Annotated in this window: 22 protein-coding genes; 4 read left to right on the forward strand and 18 right to left on the reverse strand. The window is 70.1% G+C overall.

Annotated elements, in window-relative coordinates; genetic code table 11:
• Positions 1–122: 122 nt before the first annotated feature.
• The 3 genes from IPK81_07760 (at position 123) to IPK81_07770 (ending at position 2,009) form a co-directional block, all read left to right on the forward strand.
• Positions 123–587: a MaoC family dehydratase N-terminal domain-containing protein gene (locus tag IPK81_07760; GenBank protein QQS14067.1), complete on the forward strand. Its 465-nt coding sequence runs from the start codon at positions 123–125 to the stop codon at positions 585–587.
• A 10-nt stretch (positions 588–597) separates the two neighbouring features.
• The gene (locus tag IPK81_07765; GenBank protein ID QQS14068.1) at positions 598–1,020 is read left to right on the forward strand and encodes a MaoC family dehydratase; all 423 of its coding nucleotides are present in this window, start codon (positions 598–600) and stop codon (positions 1,018–1,020) included.
• Positions 1,021–1,184: 164 nt separating this feature from the next.
• Positions 1,185–2,009, forward strand: a complete 825-nt coding sequence (locus IPK81_07770; protein QQS14069.1) for an SDR family oxidoreductase — start codon at positions 1,185–1,187, stop codon at positions 2,007–2,009.
• Between the two features lie 80 nt (positions 2,010–2,089).
• Here IPK81_07770 and IPK81_07775 read toward each other — a convergent pair whose 3' ends face one another.
• The 5 genes from IPK81_07775 to IPK81_07795 all read right to left on the reverse strand — a co-directional run bounded on the left by IPK81_07775 (position 2,090) and on the right by IPK81_07795 (position 6,664).
• Entirely contained in the window at positions 2,090–3,334 is a 1,245-nt protein-coding gene (locus tag IPK81_07775; protein QQS14070.1) for an MFS transporter, read from the reverse strand.
• Positions 3,335–3,471: 137 nt separating this feature from the next.
• Positions 3,472–3,978, reverse strand: a complete 507-nt coding sequence (locus IPK81_07780) for a hypothetical protein (GenBank protein ID QQS14071.1) — start codon at positions 3,976–3,978, stop codon at positions 3,472–3,474.
• 522 nt (positions 3,979–4,500) lie between these two features.
• A complete protein-coding gene (locus tag IPK81_07785) occupies positions 4,501–4,833 on the reverse strand; it encodes an EamA family transporter (protein ID QQS14072.1) in 333 nt (110 codons plus the stop codon).
• 32 nt (positions 4,834–4,865) lie between these two features.
• Positions 4,866–5,933 carry a glycosyltransferase family 2 protein gene (locus IPK81_07790; GenBank protein ID QQS14073.1) on the reverse strand — a complete coding sequence of 356 codons (1,068 nt, stop codon included), beginning with the start codon at positions 5,931–5,933 and terminating at the stop codon, positions 4,866–4,868.
• Positions 5,930–6,664, reverse strand: a complete 735-nt coding sequence (locus tag IPK81_07795; protein ID QQS14074.1) for a class I SAM-dependent methyltransferase — start codon at positions 6,662–6,664, stop codon at positions 5,930–5,932. The genes IPK81_07790 and IPK81_07795 overlap by 4 nt, the downstream gene beginning before the upstream one ends.
• Before the next feature lie 419 nt (positions 6,665–7,083).
• On the opposite strand from IPK81_07795, the gene IPK81_07800 reads away from it, so the two are divergent.
• The gene (locus IPK81_07800) at positions 7,084–8,775 is read left to right on the forward strand and encodes a hypothetical protein (GenBank protein ID QQS14075.1); all 1,692 of its coding nucleotides are present in this window, start codon (positions 7,084–7,086) and stop codon (positions 8,773–8,775) included.
• A gap of 30 nt (positions 8,776–8,805) precedes the next feature.
• Here the strand turns inward: IPK81_07800 and IPK81_07805 are convergent, their stop codons facing one another.
• The 13 genes from IPK81_07805 to ctaD form a co-directional block, all read right to left on the reverse strand.
• Positions 8,806–9,249: a PaaI family thioesterase gene (locus IPK81_07805; GenBank protein ID QQS14076.1), complete on the reverse strand. Its 444-nt coding sequence runs from the start codon at positions 9,247–9,249 to the stop codon at positions 8,806–8,808.
• A 7-nt stretch (positions 9,250–9,256) separates the two neighbouring features.
• The gene (locus IPK81_07810; GenBank protein QQS14077.1) at positions 9,257–9,736 is read right to left on the reverse strand and encodes an acyl-CoA thioesterase; all 480 of its coding nucleotides are present in this window, start codon (positions 9,734–9,736) and stop codon (positions 9,257–9,259) included.
• 8 nt (positions 9,737–9,744) lie between these two features.
• The gene (locus IPK81_07815) at positions 9,745–10,593 is read right to left on the reverse strand and encodes a VOC family protein (GenBank protein ID QQS14078.1); all 849 of its coding nucleotides are present in this window, start codon (positions 10,591–10,593) and stop codon (positions 9,745–9,747) included.
• Positions 10,594–10,615: 22 nt separating this feature from the next.
• Entirely contained in the window at positions 10,616–11,077 is a 462-nt protein-coding gene (locus IPK81_07820; protein QQS14079.1) for a MaoC family dehydratase, read from the reverse strand.
• 7 nt (positions 11,078–11,084) lie between these two features.
• Entirely contained in the window at positions 11,085–11,543 is a 459-nt protein-coding gene (locus IPK81_07825; GenBank protein QQS14080.1) for a MaoC family dehydratase, read from the reverse strand.
• 68 nt (positions 11,544–11,611) lie between these two features.
• The gene (locus IPK81_07830) at positions 11,612–13,111 is read right to left on the reverse strand and encodes a carboxypeptidase M32 (GenBank protein QQS14081.1); all 1,500 of its coding nucleotides are present in this window, start codon (positions 13,109–13,111) and stop codon (positions 11,612–11,614) included.
• Between the two features lie 10 nt (positions 13,112–13,121).
• Complete coding sequence (locus IPK81_07835) at positions 13,122–13,883, reverse strand: SURF1 family protein (GenBank protein ID QQS14082.1); 762 nt, start codon at positions 13,881–13,883, stop codon at positions 13,122–13,124.
• Positions 13,880–14,251 (reverse strand): DUF983 domain-containing protein, encoded by a 372-nt coding sequence (locus IPK81_07840; GenBank protein ID QQS14083.1) that lies wholly within the window; start codon positions 14,249–14,251, stop codon positions 13,880–13,882. The genes IPK81_07835 and IPK81_07840 overlap by 4 nt, the downstream gene beginning before the upstream one ends.
• A gap of 103 nt (positions 14,252–14,354) precedes the next feature.
• Entirely contained in the window at positions 14,355–15,236 is an 882-nt protein-coding gene (locus IPK81_07845) for a cytochrome c oxidase subunit 3 (protein QQS14084.1), read from the reverse strand.
• Position 15,237: 1 nt separating this feature from the next.
• The gene (locus IPK81_07850; protein QQS14085.1) at positions 15,238–15,879 is read right to left on the reverse strand and encodes a cytochrome c oxidase assembly protein; all 642 of its coding nucleotides are present in this window, start codon (positions 15,877–15,879) and stop codon (positions 15,238–15,240) included.
• Positions 15,876–16,043 carry a hypothetical protein gene (locus IPK81_07855; protein ID QQS14086.1) on the reverse strand — a complete coding sequence of 56 codons (168 nt, stop codon included), beginning with the start codon at positions 16,041–16,043 and terminating at the stop codon, positions 15,876–15,878. Before IPK81_07855 ends, IPK81_07850 begins: the two co-directional genes overlap by 4 nt.
• Before the next feature lie 19 nt (positions 16,044–16,062).
• Complete coding sequence (locus tag IPK81_07860; GenBank protein QQS14087.1) at positions 16,063–16,986, reverse strand: protoheme IX farnesyltransferase; 924 nt, start codon at positions 16,984–16,986, stop codon at positions 16,063–16,065.
• Positions 16,987–17,044: 58 nt separating this feature from the next.
• Positions 17,045–18,679, reverse strand: a complete 1,635-nt coding sequence (ctaD, locus tag IPK81_07865) for a cytochrome c oxidase subunit I (protein QQS14088.1) — start codon at positions 18,677–18,679, stop codon at positions 17,045–17,047.
• Between the last annotated feature and the right edge of the window lie 22 nt (positions 18,680–18,701).

Here is an 18,701-nt window from a genome sequence, read left to right on the forward strand (position 1 = left end):
CCGCCCGGTCCCCCGAGGGACCGGGCGGTTTTTTTCGCCCGTCCCGCCCGCCCGAACGGAGCCCGCCGCTCCGCTCCGGTGGACAGGACCGCCAACGAAGACAACGGAGGAACCGACCGCCCATGCTCGACAAGAAACACATCGGCCACGCCTTCAAGCCGTTCACCACCACGGTCGAGGCCGGCAAGATCCGCCTCTTCTGCAAGGCGATCGGCGAGGAGAACCCGGTCTACCAGGACGAGGCCGCGGCCAAGGCCGCCGGCTACCGCGCCATCCCGGCGCCGCCGACCTTCCTGACGGCGGTGACCAACGACGATCCCGACAAGGGCGGCCTGCTGCGGCTGCTGAACGTCGATATCGGCCTGATCCTGCACGGCGAGCAGCACTACGAGTACCTCGCCCCGGTGCATGTCGGCGACCGCATCACGTGCCAGTCGAAGGTGGTGGACATCTACGACAAGAAGGGCGGCGCCCTGTGGTTCGTGGTGTCCGAGATGGAGCTCAAGGACGCCGGCAGCGGCAAGCCCGTGGCGCGCGCCCGTGGCGTGACGGTCGTGCGCAACCCCGACGCGGCGAAAAAGGCCTGAGGAGACGATCATGGCGAACGCACCGAAATTCGCGGACGTGAAGGTCGGCGACAAAGTCCCGTCCCTCGTCCTGCCGCCGATCAGCCGCCACCAGCTCGCGCTCTATTGCGGCGGTTCGGGCGACCACAACCCGATCCACGTCGACATCGACTTCGCCAAGAAGTTCGGTTTCAAGGACGTGTTCGCGCACGGCATGCTGTCGATGGCCTTCCTCGGCCGGCTGGCGACGTCCTATGCGCCTCAGTCGGCCCTGCGCAACCTCGGCACGCGCTTCACGTCGATCACCTGGGTCGGCGACGTGATCACGGTGTCCGGCGTCGTGACGGGCAAGCGCGAGGCCAACGGCGAGAAGCTGGTCGACCTCGACATCCGCTGCACCAACCAGAACGGCCAGGACACGCTCCAGGGCAACGCCACGGTGGCGCTGGCCTAGGGGCCCGATTGGCGGACCCCTTCCCGCTGTCATCCCGAGCGCAGCGAGGGATCCAGGAGCGGCGCCTGGATCCCTCGCTGCGCTCGGGATGACAGCGGGGTGATCGGTACGACGCCGCCCCCGCCACGCGGCCGGAACCACACTAGAGAACCAGGAGAATCGACATGGGTCAGCTCGACGGACGCGTCGCCATCGTCACCGGATCGGGACGCGGCATCGGCCAGGAGGTCGCGCTCCGCCTCGTGCGCGACGGCGCCAAGGTTGTGGTCAACGATCTCGACGAGGGTCCGGCCAAGGAGACCATCGCGCTGATCGAGAAGATGGGCGGCAAGGCGGTGGCCTGCAATGGCGACGTCGCGGCCAAGGATTTCGGCGACCGCATCGTCAAGACCGCCATCGACGCGTTCGGCGACTGCCACGTCGTCGTGAACAACGCCGGCTACACCTGGGACAGCGTCATCCAGAAGATGACCGACGAGCAGTGGTACGCGATCCTCGACGTGCATCTGACGGCGCCGTTCCGCATCCTGCGCGCCTTCCAGCAGCACCTGCGCGGCGCCGTCGAGAAGGAGCGCTCGGCCGGCACGCGCATCGTGCGCAAGGTCGTCAACATCTCCTCGACCTCGGGCGTCAACGGCAACGCCGGCCAGGTCAACTACTCGGCCGGCAAGGCCGGAATCATCGGCGTCACCAAGACGCTGGCCAAGGAGTTCGGCCGCTACGACACGACGGTCAACGCCGTCGCGTTCGGCTACATCCAGACGCGCCTCACCAAGCCGCTGAGCGAGGGCGAGGCCGGCGAGATCGAGGTCCAGGGCCGCAAGGTCAAGATCGGCGTCCAGGGCGGCCGCATCGCCGCCATGAACCAGATGATCCCGCTGGGCCGCGGCGGCCTGCCCGAGGAGGCGGCCGGATCGGTCTATCTGTTCTGCAGCCCCGACAGCGACTACGTCAGCGGCCAGTGCCTGGTCGTCAACGGCGGCCTCTGAGCGGCGCTCCAACATCCATCGACGCGACGGGCGGCCCACGGGCCGCCCGTTTCATTTCAGGGAGGCCGGCCGTCGCGCATCTACCGTTTCGAACGCAGCATCGTCGCCAGCGCCAGCGCGCTGACGGCGGTCGCGGCGGCGACGAGCGAGAAGCCGGCGGCGTAGGAGCTTGTCGCGTACAGGATGGCGCGGAACACCAGCGGCGCCAGCATCGGCCCGATGAACATGAACAGCACCGCGGCGCCGGTATATTCGCCGACGCGGCCAGGCGGCGCGCGGCGCGCGACCTCGGCCAGCATCACGCCGTGCCAACCCAGCGCCGTGGCGCCGAGGACGGCCGCGACGCCGTACAGCGCCCAGCGCGGCCAGTCCGGCGCGGCGCCGGCGTAGGCGATACCGCCCGCCGACATCACCATGCCGACCAGGCACAGCATGGCCAGCGGCCGGCCGGTGGCGTCGGCCACCGCGCCCCAGAACACGCGGCCGATGGCCCCGGCGGCGGTGGCCACCGACAGCAATGCGCCGGCCGCGACGATGTCCATCCCCAGCCGCTCGACGCCGAACAGCGTGGTGAAGCCGACCACGCTGGTCTGCATCACGCCGAAGGCGGTCGAGCCGAGATAGAGCCGGCGCAGCACCGGATCGGCCCATGCCACGCGCAGCGGCGCCAGGATCTCGCGCGGCCGCGGAAACGCGCCGGGCCGCGCGCCATCGCCCGGACGCGGCGTCTCGTAGCGCGCCCGGGTCGGGTGGATCGCCAGCGCCAGCGCCACGCAGGCGGCCGACAGCGCGAGCGCCGCCCAGCGCCAGCCGAACCCCACCGCGATCGCCGGCAGCGCCAGCCCGCCCAGCGTGTAGCCCAGCGGCACGCCGCTCTGCTTGATCGAGAAGGTGACGTTGGCGAGCGACGGCGGCGTCACGCGCGACAGGATCATCGAGCTGGCCACGGTCAGCGGGCCGACGCCGAAGCCGATGCACAGCGCCGCGAACGGCAGCAGCCACAACGATCCCGTCGCGAACAGCGCCGCGCCGCAAGCGCAGGACAGCAGGCCCGCCTGCGTCAGGCGGATCTCGCCGAGGCGCGCCGCCAGCGGCCCGCCGCAGATCGCACCCAACATGCAGGCGACGTAGATCAGCGACACGAAATAGGCGAGGTCCTCGCCGCGCACGCCGATATCGGCGGCCGCCAGCGGCGCCAGCACCGGCGCGGTGTTGCTGCCGACGGTGGAGAAGGTCTGCGCCGCCGTCAGGATCAGCACGGCGAGCGCGTAGTGTCCGATGCCGCGCCGCGCGATGTCCGCCTCGCCCATCGGCGGATTGCGCACGATGGCGGCCGCCCGGACAACCGCCGCCGCCGCGCGACAGCCATGACGGTGGCGCTTTATCCACACACCCTCGGATCCGGAGGCCACCCGCAAGTGAACCATTCAAAGTTGTCATTTCTTCCGACGTCGAAACGCGGCTACGCCTCGGTCGGCAAATTTTCAACAACCAGTCGCTTCGATCTGTCAATCTGATCATTGATGAAGCTCAGTGCGTCCACGCCGGTATCCACGCCCAGCTCGGTGCACTCACGACAAATGCGCGCGACGGCCTCAGGTGAAAGTTGCCTCGCCGCGCTCTGAACGACAAGCACAGTCAAAATTGGAAGTTCATTGCGGATGCAATAGCTAATCACACGTTCAAGTGTATTTGACATTACTTGCTGCGAGTGCCGGCCCTGCCAAGGCGTGTTCGGACGGAATGATGCCCAAAGCTGCCCGTAGGTAAGTAGGTTGTCCTCCGACTTCTTGGACAGCTCAATGATTCTCTGCGCCACCTCCCGTGTATCAAATGGGCTGGGCAGGCGGCGACGGCGTTCCAAGAGAACTTCCGCCAAAGAGTATTTCCCACCGCCGGTACGATCCATCCGTCGATAGTTGTTGTGAAGGTTCTCTAACTGATCATCGGTGAGATCCGAAATTGGCATCGTACGCTCCGCAAGAAGCTAATGGATAAAAGTACCACACAAAACACGCTTCCTTTGCTGCGTTGGCTGTCGACCCTGAAGAATGCTGCCGATCACCGAAGACCTGATGCTGGAGATCGACTGCGCGGATCCCGCACCGCCACCCGCCAAGGCGCCCGCGGCGCCTCGCGCGGTAGGTACGCCGCCTCGGCGTTGCCGCTGACGGCTTCAGGCTCGGCGGGGCCAGGCGTCCGTCGTCGCGCCGACCGGCGGCGTACGCCGCTCCACGGATTTCGGTCCACGACCTGCGAGCAGGGCACCGGCGCTCAGAAGTCCGCCCCTCCCCCTTACAAGACCGACGCCGGCCGCCGCTTGTAGGACGCGGACTGCGTCCCGCCGGGACGTGGCCGCCGTCCAGTTCAGACGGCGGACCCCGCCTGTAGGCACGGTTACCGGTCTAAAACGCTCCGAAAATTTGCAATGTCATGCAACGACTGGAACCCCGATCGGCGGACGCACGTCCCGGCCGGACGAGGCGCCGCGTTAGGCGGCGTTGATCAGCCAAACCCCGGCGCAGATCAGCACCAGGCCGCCGATCTTCAGCGCCGTCAGCGGCTCGCCGAACATCGTCCAGGCGAGGACGGCGACGATCACGTAGCTGAGCGACACGCTGGGGAAGGCGATCGACACGGGGATGCGGCGGATCGCGATCAGATAGGCGAAGGCCGCGGCGCCGTAGAGGAACAGGCCGAGGATGGTCGTCGGCCGCAGGAGCTGGGCGACGAGGGTGGGCGCGTCGGCGCCCTGCTTCAGCAGGATCTGTCCGCCGATGCCGGCGAGGATGCCGATGCCGAGCGCCGCGTAGTAGGGCCACATGGGACGGGTCTCCGGGATCGGGGCGCGGGCCGTCACGCCTCGCGCGGCGCGGCGTTGGCGGGTGGCGGCTCGGCGACGGGGGAGGATTGCGCGCGGTCGTCGACGGCGTGCGGCCGGCCGGCGGCTGCCGTGCCGGCGGCGGGGCTGCGGCGCTCGACGCCCTCGTGGCCACGGGCGTAGACGTCGCGCACGAGGTATTGCGGCTTGCGGTTCACGGCCAGGAACATGCGGCCGAGATACTCGCCCATCATGCCGAGGATCAGGAGCTGCACGCCCGCCAGCAGCGCCAGCGCCGACATCAGCGACGCCCAGCCCGACGGCAGGTCGCGGCGGAACACCGCCTCGAGCAGCACCACGACGAAGCCCAGCATGCCGACGCCGCTGAGCGCGATGCCGCCGATGCTGGCGACGCGCAGCGGCATCACCGAGAAGTTCAGGAACATCGACAGCCACAGGCGCAGCAGGCGGCGCAGCGTGTAGTTGCTGCGGCCCTCGGCCCGCGGCAGGTGGCGGACCTGCAGCCGGCCGACCTTCTGCGTCATCTGGAACACCAGCCCGTCGACGTAGGGGTACGGGCCGTCGTAGACCGCCAGCCGCTCGCACAGGAAGGCGCTGAGGCAGCGGAAGCTCGACAGGTACAGGCCGCGCGGCTTGTCGATCAGGCGGTCGGCGCACCAGTTGGTGAAACGGCTGCCGAGATTGCGCCAGGCGGCGTGCTCCTTGGTCTCGTAGTAGGTGTAGACCGCGTCGAAGCCGCCGTCGCGGGCGTGCTCGAACAGCCGCACGACCTCCTCCGGCGGGTTCTGGAGGTCGTCGTCCATGGTGATGGCGTAGTCGCCGCGCGCGTGCGCCAGACCGGCCATGACGGCGTTGTGCTCGCCGAAATTGCGCGACAGGTCGACCACGACGACCGGCGCGCCGGGGCGGTCGACCAGCGCGCGGCAGACCTCGAGGCTGCCGTCGGGGCTGCCGTCGTTGACCAGCACGATCTCGTGGCCGCCGGCGACCACCAGCGCGCGCAACGCCTCGACCAGCTCGCCGACGCTGGCCGAGCCGTTGTAGACCGGCACCACGACGCTGAGCGCGAAAGGCCTGCTCATCTCTTCTCCGCCACCACGAGGATGGATCCGCCGAACGGCAGCGCCAGACCGCGCGCGATCAACCAGCGCTCCACGCCGGTCACCGCGCCGAACAGCGCGTCGATGGGCGCCGGGAACGGCTTGACGTCGCTGGACCCGCCGCCGGCGACCAGCCGGCGCAGCGCCATTAAGGGGAACAGAAACATGTTCCAGTAGGTCGCCCGCCGCACCGCGAAGCCCGCCGCCGCCACCATGCCCACCGCCTCGCCCCGCGTGAACCGCCGGGCGTTGTGCACCTCGCGGTCGTGCGCCGACAGCATCCAGCGGTAGGCCGGCAGATTCAGCACCAGGATTCCGCCCAAACGCAGGCAGCGATGCGCCTCCCGCAAGGCGGCGGGGGGATCGACGAGGCGGTGCGACAGCACGTCGGCGCTGACGATGGCGGCGGCGGCGCCGTCGGCGAGCGGCGGCTGGACGATGGAGCCGACCGCGACCGCGGCGCCGCTCTTGGCGCGGGCGGTGGCGGCGGCCGCCGCGTCGTACTCGACGCCGGCCAGCGCCACGCCCGGCAGGCGCGCCGCCAGCCGCTTGAGCAGCCCGCCCGTGCCGCAGCCGAAATCGACCAAGGGCGCGCCGGTGGTCGCGGCGATCCCGGCCTCGACCAGCCGGTCGCCGATCAACGCGTGCAGCACCCGGTACCACCACATGTGGTCCTCCAGCCCTGCCATGGCGTCGTACTCGGCGCGTTCCATCGTGCCTGTATAGCGGATGGTTCCGCCGCGGGCCGCCGGTTTTCGGCCGGCCGCGCGACGGGCTGCGCGGCCGCTCCGCCAACCGGATGCGGGGTGGCGACGGCGCCAACCGTCCGGCGGCGACGCCGATGAGCCGGACCCGGAGGCACGGCGGCCAACCGTCCGGCCGGGACGCGCCCGGCCGGCGGTCCGGATGCGGGACGGCACAGGCGCCATCCACCCAGCGGGGGCGTATATGCCGATGGCACGCGAAGACGCAGGTGGCCGTCACCCGGCGAGTGCGCGACCGTCCCGCCGCGGCTCGACGACGCGTCGACCCGGCGGCGGGCGGCGCGTGACGGCGCCGCGCCGGCCTTGCTATGGTCCGCGCGCGCGCGCCGCTCCCGGCCGTGGCGCCACCGAGCCCGCCGCCCCGCACCGTGGACACCCGCAGCACCGCCCCGCCCGACCCGGAAGCGTCCTCGCCGCGTGAGACGCTGGCGCCGGTACCGCCGCCGCCGGCGCCGGGCGCGCCGGAGGTCGTGCACCATCCCCGCCGTTTCCTGCGCGAGCGCCTGCCGATCGGAGCCGACCACGCCATCGCCGCCCTGCTGCTGCTGATCCCCGGCGGCTGGCTGGCCGGCTACCTGCTGCCGCCGGTCAACCACGACGTCGCCGCCGTGCTCGACGTCGCCCACCGCTGGCTCGGCGGCGAGCGGCTCTACCAGGACATCATCGACGTCAATCTTCCGCTCGTGTTCGTGCTGTACGCCATCCCCGACCTGCTGGCGCGGGCCACCGCCTTCGTGGGCTGGAGACCCGAGACCTGGCTGACCCTGTGCTTCTACGGAGCCATCGCCGCCGCCTTCCTGAGCTGCCGCGCGCTCACCCGCCGCGTCCCCTCCCTCGCGCATCCGCTGACCGAGGCGCTGGTGCCGCCGACGCTGCTGTTCCTGTTCGCGGTGCTGCCGAACGAGAACTTCGCGCAGCGCGAACACCTGATGTTCATCGCCACCGCCCCCTACATGCTGCACGCCGCGGCGCGCGCCGAGGGCCGCGAGTCGGCGATCGGCCGGATCGGGACGTGGGCGATCGCGCTGGCCGCCGGCATCGGACTGGCGCAGAAGCCGCATTTCATGCTGATCCCGCTGGCCGTCGAGGCCTATCTGCTGCTGCATCGCGGTTGGCGCCGGACCTTCACCGACCTCGTGCCGTGGATCATCGGCGGCTGCGCGCTGGCGCATCTCGCGCTGATCTTCCTCGGCACGCCGGCCTACGTCTCGTTCGTGCTGCCGATCATCTGGGATTCCTACGCCAATCTCGGCGATGTGCGCTGGCACCAGGTGTTGCTGGGTCCGGTGCTGGGACCCACCCTGCTGGCGCTGCTGGCGTTCGGCCTGCTCGCGATCTTCCTCGCGCGCACGGTGGCGGCGCGCGTCATCGTCGCCTACGGCGTCGGCGCGGCGCTGGCGGCGGCCGCGCAGGCCAAGGGCTGGCCCTACCACGTGCTGCCGGCGCTGTCGGCCGCGATCCTGCTGGCGTCGGTGACGCTGTCGCAGATGGTCGACCGCTACCTGCCGCTCGACCGCGAGGCGCACCGCATGCCCGTGACGGCGATCGGCGCGACCTTCCTGATCCTGCTGTACTTCCAGGCCGCGCTGTTCACGCCGCCGTTCCAGAAGCAACGCCAGTTCGACGACAGCATCACCGGCGTGCTGATGCACGTCGTCGCCCAGAACGCGCCGAACAAACGCATCCTCGTGCTCTCGCCCGGAATCTATCCGCACTATCCGCTGGTCAACTACGGCGGCCTGCGCATGACCATGCGCTTCCAGACGATGTGGGTGCTGCAGGGCATATACGCGGACTGCGAGGAATTCCCCACGCTCTACACCGCGCCGGAGGACATGTCCGACGTCGAGCGCTTCGTGTTCGACTCGGTGTCCGAGGACTTCGAGCGCCAGCGCCCCGACCTCGTGATCGTAGACCGTATCGCCGGCGTTCCGCGCTGCCAGGGCCGCGTGTTCGACTACCTCGAGTATTTCCAGCGCAACGCCCGCTTCGCCAAGGCGTTCGAGCGGTACGTGCGCTTCATGGAAGTCGACCGGTACACCATCTACAAGCGGCGCTGAGGCCGCGTCCCACCTGCCGTCGACCGCGCGTCAGGCCGGCGGGCGGCGGTCCGGCGGGACGCGCTTGAGGTCGGGGACGCGGAACACGCCGGAGGCGGTCAGCACGGTCTCGCCGGCGCATACCAGCTCGGTGCGGCAGAAACAGAAATTCGCCGTGCGCCGGGTCACGACGGCCTTGCCGTCGACCCAGTTCCCCAGCTTCGCGCCGCGCACGAAATCGCAGTTCATCGAGATCGTCGGATGCGGCCAGCGGATCCCCGTCGTGAAGCCGCAGCCGATCCCCATCACCATGTCGGCGACGGTGACCAGCAGGCCGCCATGGGCGACGCCCATCGGGTTGCCGTGGCGCCGCTCCAGCGGCAGGCCGATGCGCATGCCGTCGGCCTCGATCCGCACGTAGAGCGGGCCGACCAGACCGATGAAATCGTCGGGGATGTCGAAGGCGGTGAAGCCCTCGGGGATCGTCGCGTCCATGCGCGCCTCAACCGAACAGGCCGTCGCGCGAGCCCGCGGCGGCGACGAGACGGACGCGGATATCCTCCGGGATCGGGCGGCTCCGGCCCGACGCCGGGTCGATCACCACCACGACCGCGTGCCCTGTCGCGGCGCAGGCGCCGGACTGGTCGAAGATCGCCTGCCCCACCACGAACGATGACCGCCGGATCTCCATCAGACGCGCGCCGGCCCGGATGTTGCCGGGGTAGAACATCTGGCGCCGCAGATCGAGCTCGAGATGCGCCGCCACGACGGACAGCCCGGCCTCCTCGATGAACCGCATGCGCTCTTTGATGTAGAGCACGCGGGCGTTCTCGATGAACGCCATGAAGGCCACGTTGTTGACGTGGCCGTTGGCGTCGACGTCCTGGAAGCGCAGGTTCTCCGTCGTCAGATAGCCGAACGATCCGGCATCGGTCAGGTCGACCGCCGGCGACCCGCCGGCCACGTCCACGGGCGCGTTCATCGCGGCGGTCAACCCTTCGCGAACTCGACGCAGACGCCGCCGGCGTCCTTGGCCGACACCAGCACGCGCCCGGCGTCCGGCCGGACGTGCGCCACGCCGTTGGCCGCGAGCGTGGCGGCGGTCGCGGCGGGATCGGCCACCGCGAAGCTCAGCAGCGCGGGATGGTCGTCGTTCCGCTCCGTCTCCGCGCCGGGATAGCGGGCGCGGAACCGCGCGCGCGTCATGAACCGGATCGGTGTGCCGCCGCTCTCGACCAGCAGGTCGTCCCCGTCGCGCCGCACCGCGTCGGCGCCGAAGACGCGGCGCACGTAGTCCTCGTCGATGGCGGGATCGGACGCGATCACGGCGGCGCCGGCCACGCCCTTCACGCCGTTGGGATGCTTCGCCCACTCCGCGCGGTAGACGAACTGCGGCGTGCGGTGCTCGCACACGAAGTAGCCCAGCAGCTTCGCCCGCTTGGTGCCGAGGCGGACGGTGCGGAAGGCGGCGTGCTCCATCCGGCCCGCGATCTCCACGTCGCGGCCGAAATCCAGCACCGCGTCGGGCTGCAGCCCGGCGGCGGTCCACGCCGCGTGCGCGATGTCGGCGCCGTCGGTGCGCAGCGCGGCGTTGACGAGTCCGCCGCCCTTCTCCAGCAGCGCCCGCCGCTCGGCGTTGAACTCGTTGGGGGTCACGATGCCGATCAGCTCGTAGTAGTTGTCGGCGAAGATCATCAGGTGGTTCGCCGTGCCCAGCCGCGTGTGGAAGCCGCGCGGCTGCACCTGGAACCCGAGGCGCTTGTAGGCGGCCTCGGCGGCGTCTATGTCCTTCACCACCACCACCGCGTGGTCGATGCCCTTTACCGCCTGCTTCGCCATCGCGTCCTCCCGTCGCGGCGCGTCAATCCGCCGCCGGACGGCGGCGGATGAACTCGCGACCCTGCATCGTCATCACCAGCTCGCCCGCCTGGTTGACGACCTCGAACTCCTTGAAGATCAGCCCGATGTCGCGGCGGCTCGACGATTCGCGCTTCTCCACCAGCGTGACGCTGGCGGTCAGCGTGTCGCCGGGCCGCACCGGCTTGAGCCAGCGCACGTCCTGGACGCCGGCGCCGCCGACGCTGGTGTCGGGATGGCTGAAATTGTCGACCAGCAGGCGCATCACGGCGGCGCATGTGTGCCAGCCGCTGGCGATCAGGCCGCCGAACATCGAGGCCTCCGCGGCCGCCTTGTCGACGTGGAAAGGCTGCGGATCGAAGTCGCGCCCGAACGACACGACGCGCTCCTCGGTGAAGCTGGTCGAGCCGATCGGATAGACGCGCCCGAGCTCGAAATCCTCCCAGTAGCGCTTGGGGCCCGGCATGCCGCGCCTAGGCCGCCGGCCGGCGGCGGAACATGCCCATGCCGCGCACGGTCATGACGGGCTCGCCGTTCTGGTCGCGCACGGTCCACTCGTTGCGGATCACACCGATATGCGGCTTGCTGCGCGACGGCGTCTTCTCGTAGGCGCGCACCGAGACATGGATCGTGTCGCCGGCCCGCACCGGCTTGTGCCAGCGGATCTCGTCGAGGCCGGGCGAACCGAGGCTGGTCTCGGGATTGAGGTACCCGTCGACCATCAGCCGCATCATGGCCGCCCCGGTGTGCCAGCCGCTGGCGATCAGGCCGCCGAACATCGAGGCCTCCGCGGCCTTCTTGTCGACGTGGATCGGCTGCGGATCGAACTCGAGGCCGAACGCCACGATCTCCGCCTCAGTCATGACGCGCGAGCCGAGCTCGTAGACCTTGTCGAGCTCGATGTCTTCCCAGTAGCGCAGCGGTCCGGGCATGGCGGCGGCGTTCTCCCGTCCGCCATCAAGCATAGGGCCGGCGGGCATGCAACCCGACGGCGCGGATGTCAGTCCTCAAGGTAGCGCCGCTCCAGATGTCGCCTGAAGGCCTCGACGCCGAGCGGCGCGCCGGTGGCCGCCGTGAGGATCTCGTCGGTCGTCGCCGAGGCGCCGCGTCCGTGCACGTTGGCGCGCAGCCAGGCGTAGAGCGGCGTGAAATCGCCGCGCGCGAGGCCCGGCTCGATGCCGGGATCGACCGCCGTCGCGGCGGCGAAGAGCTGGGCCGCGGCCAGCGCGCCCAGCGTGTAGGTTGGAAAGTAGCCCCAAGCGCCGTCGGGCCAGTGGATGTCCTGCAGGCAGCCCAGCGCGTCGGTCGGCGGCCGGATTCCCAGCGCCTTCTCCATGCCGTCGTTCCAGGCGCCGGGGAGATCGGCCAGAGCCAGATCGCCGGCCAGCATGGCGCGCTCGAGCCGGTAGCGCAGGATGACGTGCGATGGATAGCAGATCTCGTCGGCGTCGACGCGGATGAAGCCCGGCCGGACCACGGTGTAGAGCCGGTGGATGTTGTCGGCCTCCCATCGAGGTCCGGCGCCGTCGAACGCCGCACGCATCCGGGGCGCCGCGAAACCGATGAAGGCGCGGCCGCGGCAGGCCTGCATCTCCAGGAGCAGCGACTGCGACTCGTGCAGCGTCATCCCACGGGCGCGGCCGACGGGCTGGTGGCGCCACGCGGCGGGCAGACCGCCCTCGTACATCGCGTGCCCGGTCTCGTGCAGCACGCCCATCAGCGCGCGCGCGAAATCCGCCTCGTCGTAGCGGGTGGTCAGACGGATGTCGTCCGGCGTGCCGCCGGTGAACGGATGCGCCGAGACGTCGAGCCGGCCGCGGTCGAAATCGAAGCCGACGGCCTTCATCATCTCCAGCCCGAGGCGACGCTGCGCCTCGACCGGGAACGGACCGGCGAGCGGCAGCGGCGCCGGACGCGCGGCCTGCCGCTCCATGGCGCGGGCGCGCAGCTCCGGCAAGAAGGATTCGAGCGCGTCGAACACCGCGTCGATGCGCGCGGCGCGGCCGCCGGGCTCGAATTCGTCGAGCAGGGCGTCGTAGAGACCGACACCCAGCCGCGCCGCCTTGGCCTGCCCGGCCTCGCGCCGAAGGTCGAGCACGCGCTGGAGATGCGGCCGCAGCGACGCGAAGTCGTCCTTCGCGCGCGCCTCGCGCCACGCCATCTCGCACGCGGCGGCGGCGCGCGAGGAAGCCTCGACCAGCTCCGGCGACAGCGCCGTGGCATGGGTCCAGATCCGGCGCATCTCCCGAAGATTAGCGGCCCGCCAGGCGTCGAGCCCGCCGGCGGCGGTCGCGCCGTCGAGCAGGTCGCCCATGTCCGGCGCCGTCAGGCGCTCGTGCGCGATCACGCCCAGCGCCGCCATCTGCTCGGCGCGGTCGGCCGAGCTGCCCGGCGGCATCATCGCCGAGCGGTCCCAGCCGAGGATCGCCATCGCGCCCTCGACGGCGCTGAGGCGGCGGAACCGCGTCTCGAGCTCGCGGTAGGCGGCGTTGTCGGTCACGTCATGTCCTCTAGCCGCGCTCCGGTGGCGGCGGCACGACCGGCCCGTCGCGACGCCAGTGGTAGACGAGGTAGACTCCGATAAGCGTGACGGCGAGCAGGAACCACGTGATGGCGTATTGCAGGTGGTCGTTGGGGATGTCGATGCGCGTCTGCCCGCCGATCGGGTAAAGGCCGGGATTGGGCGTGGCGTCGGCCGCGACCCACCAACGGTCGGCCTTGAGCGCGGCGCCGTCCGCTAGTCCCGCCGTGCGCCGCATGGTGGCGACGTCGACAGTGAGCCAGACGTTGCGGTCCGGCCGGTTCTCGGGGACGAACCAGCCCTTGCGGTCGGCCTCGGTCAGCCGCACGACCCCCTCGACGGTGACGGTGCCGGCGGCCTGCCCCTGCGCGCGTCGCGCCGGGTTCTTGTATTCCTCCGGCAGCCAGCCGCGGTTGAACAGGATGGTCGCGCCGTCGGCCAGGCGCAGCGGCGTGACGACGTGGACGCCGACGTTGCCGCGCATGCTGCGCGCCAGCAGGTACATCTCCTTGTCGTGCAGGAAGGTGCCCGTCAGGCGGACCTTGCGGTACTCGGCGGCGGCGGGATCGGCGGCGACCGCGGCGGGCTCGAGCGGCGGCTGCGCCATGTGCGACTTCAGCCGGTCGACCAGCTCGGTCTTCCACGCCAGGCGCTGGGTCTGCCAGACGCCGAGCCCGGCCATCACCAGCACCGCCGGCACGGTGAAGACAGTGGCCCAGAAGGTCGGCCGGAAGCGGCCGCCGGCGATCACCGGTCGTCCTCCCCGCCGGCGGTCGAGCGGTGGCGGTACTGCTGGGCCACGAGAATCCCCTTGATCAGACGCAGCGGCAGGATCGTCATCGCCAGGGTGACGGGCCCCCACACCACGACGTGAAGCCACCACGGCGGGTCGAACCGGAACTCCATCCACAACACCAGCGGCACCAGCAGCGCTCCCAGACCGAGGATCACGAACACCGCCGGTCCGTCGCCCGCGTCGTGCCCGCGCAGATCGAGCCCGCACTCGGCGCAGCGCTCGCGCACCGTCAGCAGCGCGGTGAACAGGGCGCCCCGCCCGCACCGCGGACACCTGCCGGCCAGGCCGGTGGCGAAGGGCGACAGATGCGGCCAGTGCGTCATCGCGCGACCCTAGCATGGCGGCGCGCCGCCGACGGCGCCCCGCAAAAGCGAACGCCGGCTCCCGCGAGGGAGCCGGCGTCGCGCGGAAGGACGCTGGCGCGCGTCAGTGCGCGGCCGGCACGGCGCTGCCCAGACCCCACCAGTAGATGGCGAAGAACAGGAAGATCCACACCACGTCGACGAAGTGCCAGTACCAGGCGGCCGCCTCGAAGCCGAAATGCTGCTCCGGCTTGAAGTGGCCCTTCATGGCGCGGAACAGGCAGACCGTCAGGAAGATCGTGCCGACCAGCACGTGGAAGCCGTGGAAGCCGGTCGCCATGTAGAAGGTCGACGAGTAGATGCCGTCCTTGAAGCCGAAGGCGGCGTGGCTGTACTCGTAGGCCTGCACCGCCGTGAAGAAGGCGCCGAGGATGACGGTGACAAGCAGGCCGCGCACGGCGTTCTTCTGGTCGCCCTCGAGGATGGCGTGATGCGCCCACGTCACCGTCGTGCCGGACAGCAACAGGATCAGCGTGTTCATCAGCGGCAGATCGAACGGATCGAACGGCGAGACGCCCTTGGGCGGCCAGACGCCGCCGGTGAACTCCGTGCGCGCCGGCATGTTGTAGGCGCCGGGGTAGAGCGAGGCGTCGAAGAAGGCCCAGAAGAAGGCCAGGAAGAAGAACACCTCCGAGGCGATGAACAGCATCATGCCGTAGCGCAGGCCGAGCTGGACGACGGGCGTGTGGTTGATCCGCGACTCGCGGATCACGTCGGCCCACCAGAACCACATCGTGAGCAGCACCAGCAGCAGGCCGGGCGCGACCGTCCACGGCCCGGCGGCCGTCAACGCGGCCTTGTTGCCCTCGCCGAGCATCGAGGGATGCAGGTAGAGGGCGGCGCCGAACGCCAGCAGCACGCCCGCGATCGAGCCGACCAGCGGCCACGCGCTGGGATCGACGAGGTGGAACGGATGCTTCTGTTCGGCGTGCGCGGCGTCGGCCATATCAACCACCCTTCCTTGGAACTTCCGTGCCGCGCGGCGCGTCGGCGCCCGCCGCGGGCTTGCGCGCCCGGGCGAGGTCGTCGAGCAGCGCCCTCGCGCGGTCGGTCCTGGCTTCGAAGAACGTGTAGGACAGCGTGATCGCCGCCACCTTGTCGTACCGGCGGTCGTCGGCCATCGCCGGATCGACGAAGAACGTCACCGGCATGTCGACGCTCTCGCCCGGCATCAGGAGCTGCTCGGTGAAGCAGAAGCACTGGATCTTGTTGAACCACTGGCCGGCGATGTCGGGCGTGACGTTGAACGTCGCGGTGCCGACGATCGGCCGCGCGGCGTTGTTGGTGACGCGGTAGAAGACCAGCTTCTCCTCGCCCAGCCGCGCCTCGACCTGGCGCTGCAGCGGCTCGAAGGTCCACGGCAGGTTGCCGTCGCGGTTGGCGTCGAAGCGCACGCGCACCACGCGGTCGAGCACGCGGCCCGGCGCGGCGGCGGCGACCTGGGTGGTGCCGGCGAAGCCGGTGACGCGGCAGAACAGCTCGTACAGCGGCACCGAGGCGTAGGCGACGCCGACCATGGCGGCGGTGAACGCGAACGCCGCCAGCCCGACCCGGCGGTTGCGGCGCGCGAGGTCGGCGGCCGGCCTCACCGCGGCGCTCCCGGCAGCACCCCGGCGCCGCCGATCTTGATGATCGTGATGACGAAGAACAGCGCGAACACCGCGACGATCGCGCCGAGCACGATCCAGTTCTTGGCGCGCTGCCGCTCGTGGCGCTCGCTCTGCCACGGCTTGCGGGCGGGTTCGTCGGCCATCGCCATGCCTCCCGCGCCCCTAGGCGAACGCCAGGCGGTCCGCGACGAGAGCCGCGAACAGCAGGAAAAGGTACGCCAGCGAGAACTTGAACATGGCCCGCGCCGGGCCGGCCTCGCCCTCCGCCGCGCGCCAGACCCGCAGGCAGAACGCGAGGAACGCCACGCCCATCGCCAGCGAGAACGCGCCGTAGCCCCAGCCCGCGACGCCGGTGACGGTCGGCAGGATCCCGGTCGGCAGCAGCAGGAGGCAGTAGGCCAGCATCTGGATCTTGGTGGCGCGCTCGCCCGCGACCACCGGCAGCATCGGCACGCCGGCGCGGCGGTAGTCGTCGTTGTGGAACAGCGACAGCGCCCAGAAATGCGGCGGCGTCCACATGAAGATCAGCAGGAACAGCGACAGCGACGCCCAGTCGATGCTGCCCGTGACCGCGGCCCAGCCGATCATCGGCGGGAAGGCGCCGGCGGCGCCGCCGATGACGATGTTCTGCGGCGTCCGCCGCTTCAGCCAGATGGTGTAGACGAAGACGTAGAACGCGATGGTAAGCGCCAGCAGCCCGCCGGCGACGACGTTGGTCGCCACCGTCATCAGCACGACCGAGAAGATCGCCAGCAGGACGCCGAAGCCCAGCGCGTCGTCGGGCGCGATCTTGCCGGCCGGGATCGGCCGGCGCCGCGTGCGCGTCATGACGGCGTCGATGTCGCGGTCGAACCACATGTTGATGGCGCCCGACGCGCCGGCGCCGATCGCGATGGCGGCCACCGCCACCGTCGCCAGCACGGGATGGATGTGGCCGGGCGCCAGCCACAGCCCGACGAAGCCCGTGAACACGACCAGCGACATCACGCGCGGCTTGAGCAGCGCGATCCAGTCGCCGACGCGCGAGACGCCGCGGATGTCCGCGGCGCCGTCGGGCTTCAGGGCGTCGGCCGAGAGGTCGGTCATCGCGTTCCCAGGAATCGCCGGAAAGGCGCGCGCGGACGCCGGAGCCCGCGCGGCCGCGTCAGTGGTGCGCCGCGTCGCTCACCTTCGGCAGCTCGTCGAAGGTGTGGAACGCGGGCGGCGAGGAGACGGTCCACTCGATCGTCGTGGCGCCGTCGCCCCAGTAGTTCTCTCCGACCTTGCGGCCGCCGAAATAGATCGTGTAGACCGCCGATGCCGCCCACAGCAGCGTCGCGCCGAAGCCGATGAAGGCGCCGATCGACGACACGTAGTTCCAGGTGTGGAACGCCTCCGGGTAGTCGATGTAGTGGCGCGGCATGCCGGCCAGGCCGGAGAAATGCATCGGGAAGAACGTCAGGTTGACGCCGACGAAGGTCGCCCAGAAATGGATCTGCGCGATCGTCTCGTTGTACTGGCGGCCGGTCATCTTGCCGATCCAGTAGTAGTAGCCGGCGAAGATGCCGTAGACGGCGCCCAGCGACAGCACGTAGTGGAAGTGGGCGATGACGTAGTAGGTGTTGTGCAGCGCGATGTCGACGCCGGCGTTGGCCAGCACGACGCCGGTGACGCCGCCGACCGTGAACAGGAAGATCAGGCCGAGCGCCCACAGCATCGGCACCTCGAACTTGATCGAGCCGCCCCACATCGTGGCGATCCAGCTGAAGATCTTCACGCCGGTCGGCACCGCGATCACCATGGTCGCGGCCATGAAGTAGGCGCGCGTGTCGACGTCCATGCCGACGGTGTACATGTGGTGAGCCCACACCACGAAGCCGACGACGCCGATCGCCACCATGGCGTAGGCCATGCCGAGGTAGCCGAACACCGGCTTGCGCGAGAAGGTCGAGACGATCTGGCTCACGATGCCGAACGCCGGCAGGATCATGATGTAGACCTCGGGATGCCCGAAGAACCAGAACAGGTGCATGAACAGCATCGGATCGCCGCCCTTGGCGGGATCGAAGAAGCCGGTGCCGAAATTGCGGTCGGTCAGCAGCATGGTGATGCAGCCCGCCAGAACCGGCAGCGCCAGCAGCAGCAGGAACGCCGTCACCAGGATCGACCACGCGAACAGCGGCATGCGGTGGAGCGTCATGCCCGGCGCGCGCATGTTGAAGATCGTGGTGATGAAGTTGGCGGCGCCGAGGATCGAGGCCGCGCCCGCGAGGTGGAGCGAGAAGATCGCGAAATCCATGGACGGTCCGGGATGGCCCGATCCGCTCAACGGCACGTAGATCGTCCAGCCGGTGCCGACGCCGTCGCCGAAGATCAGCGAGCACAGCAGCATGATGAAGCCGGCGACCGTCAGCCAGAACGAGATGTTGTTCATGCGCGGGAACGCCATGTCCGGCGCGCCGATCATGATCGGCACGAACCAGTTGCCGAACCCGCCGATCAACGCCGGCATGACGACGAAGAACACCATGATCAGGCCGTGCGCCGTCACGACGGAGTTCCAGAGGTGGCCGTTCGGAGCGCCGTCCGGACCGTTCATGTACTGCACGCCGGGGTGCAGCAGCTCCATCCGCATGTAGACCGACAGCGCGCCGCCGACGATGCCGGCGACCGCCGCGAAGATCAGGTACAGCGTCCCGATGTCCTTATGGTTGGTCGACATGAACCAGCGGCTGAAGAAGCCCGGGGTGTGGTCGTGGTGGTCGTGGGCGCCGTGCGCGGCGTGCGTTCCGGTGGCCATGGGGACAATCCTTCCGTGACGC

Source organism: Rhodospirillales bacterium (genome assembly GCA_016699855.1).
Lineage (GTDB): Bacteria > Pseudomonadota > Alphaproteobacteria > Reyranellales > Reyranellaceae.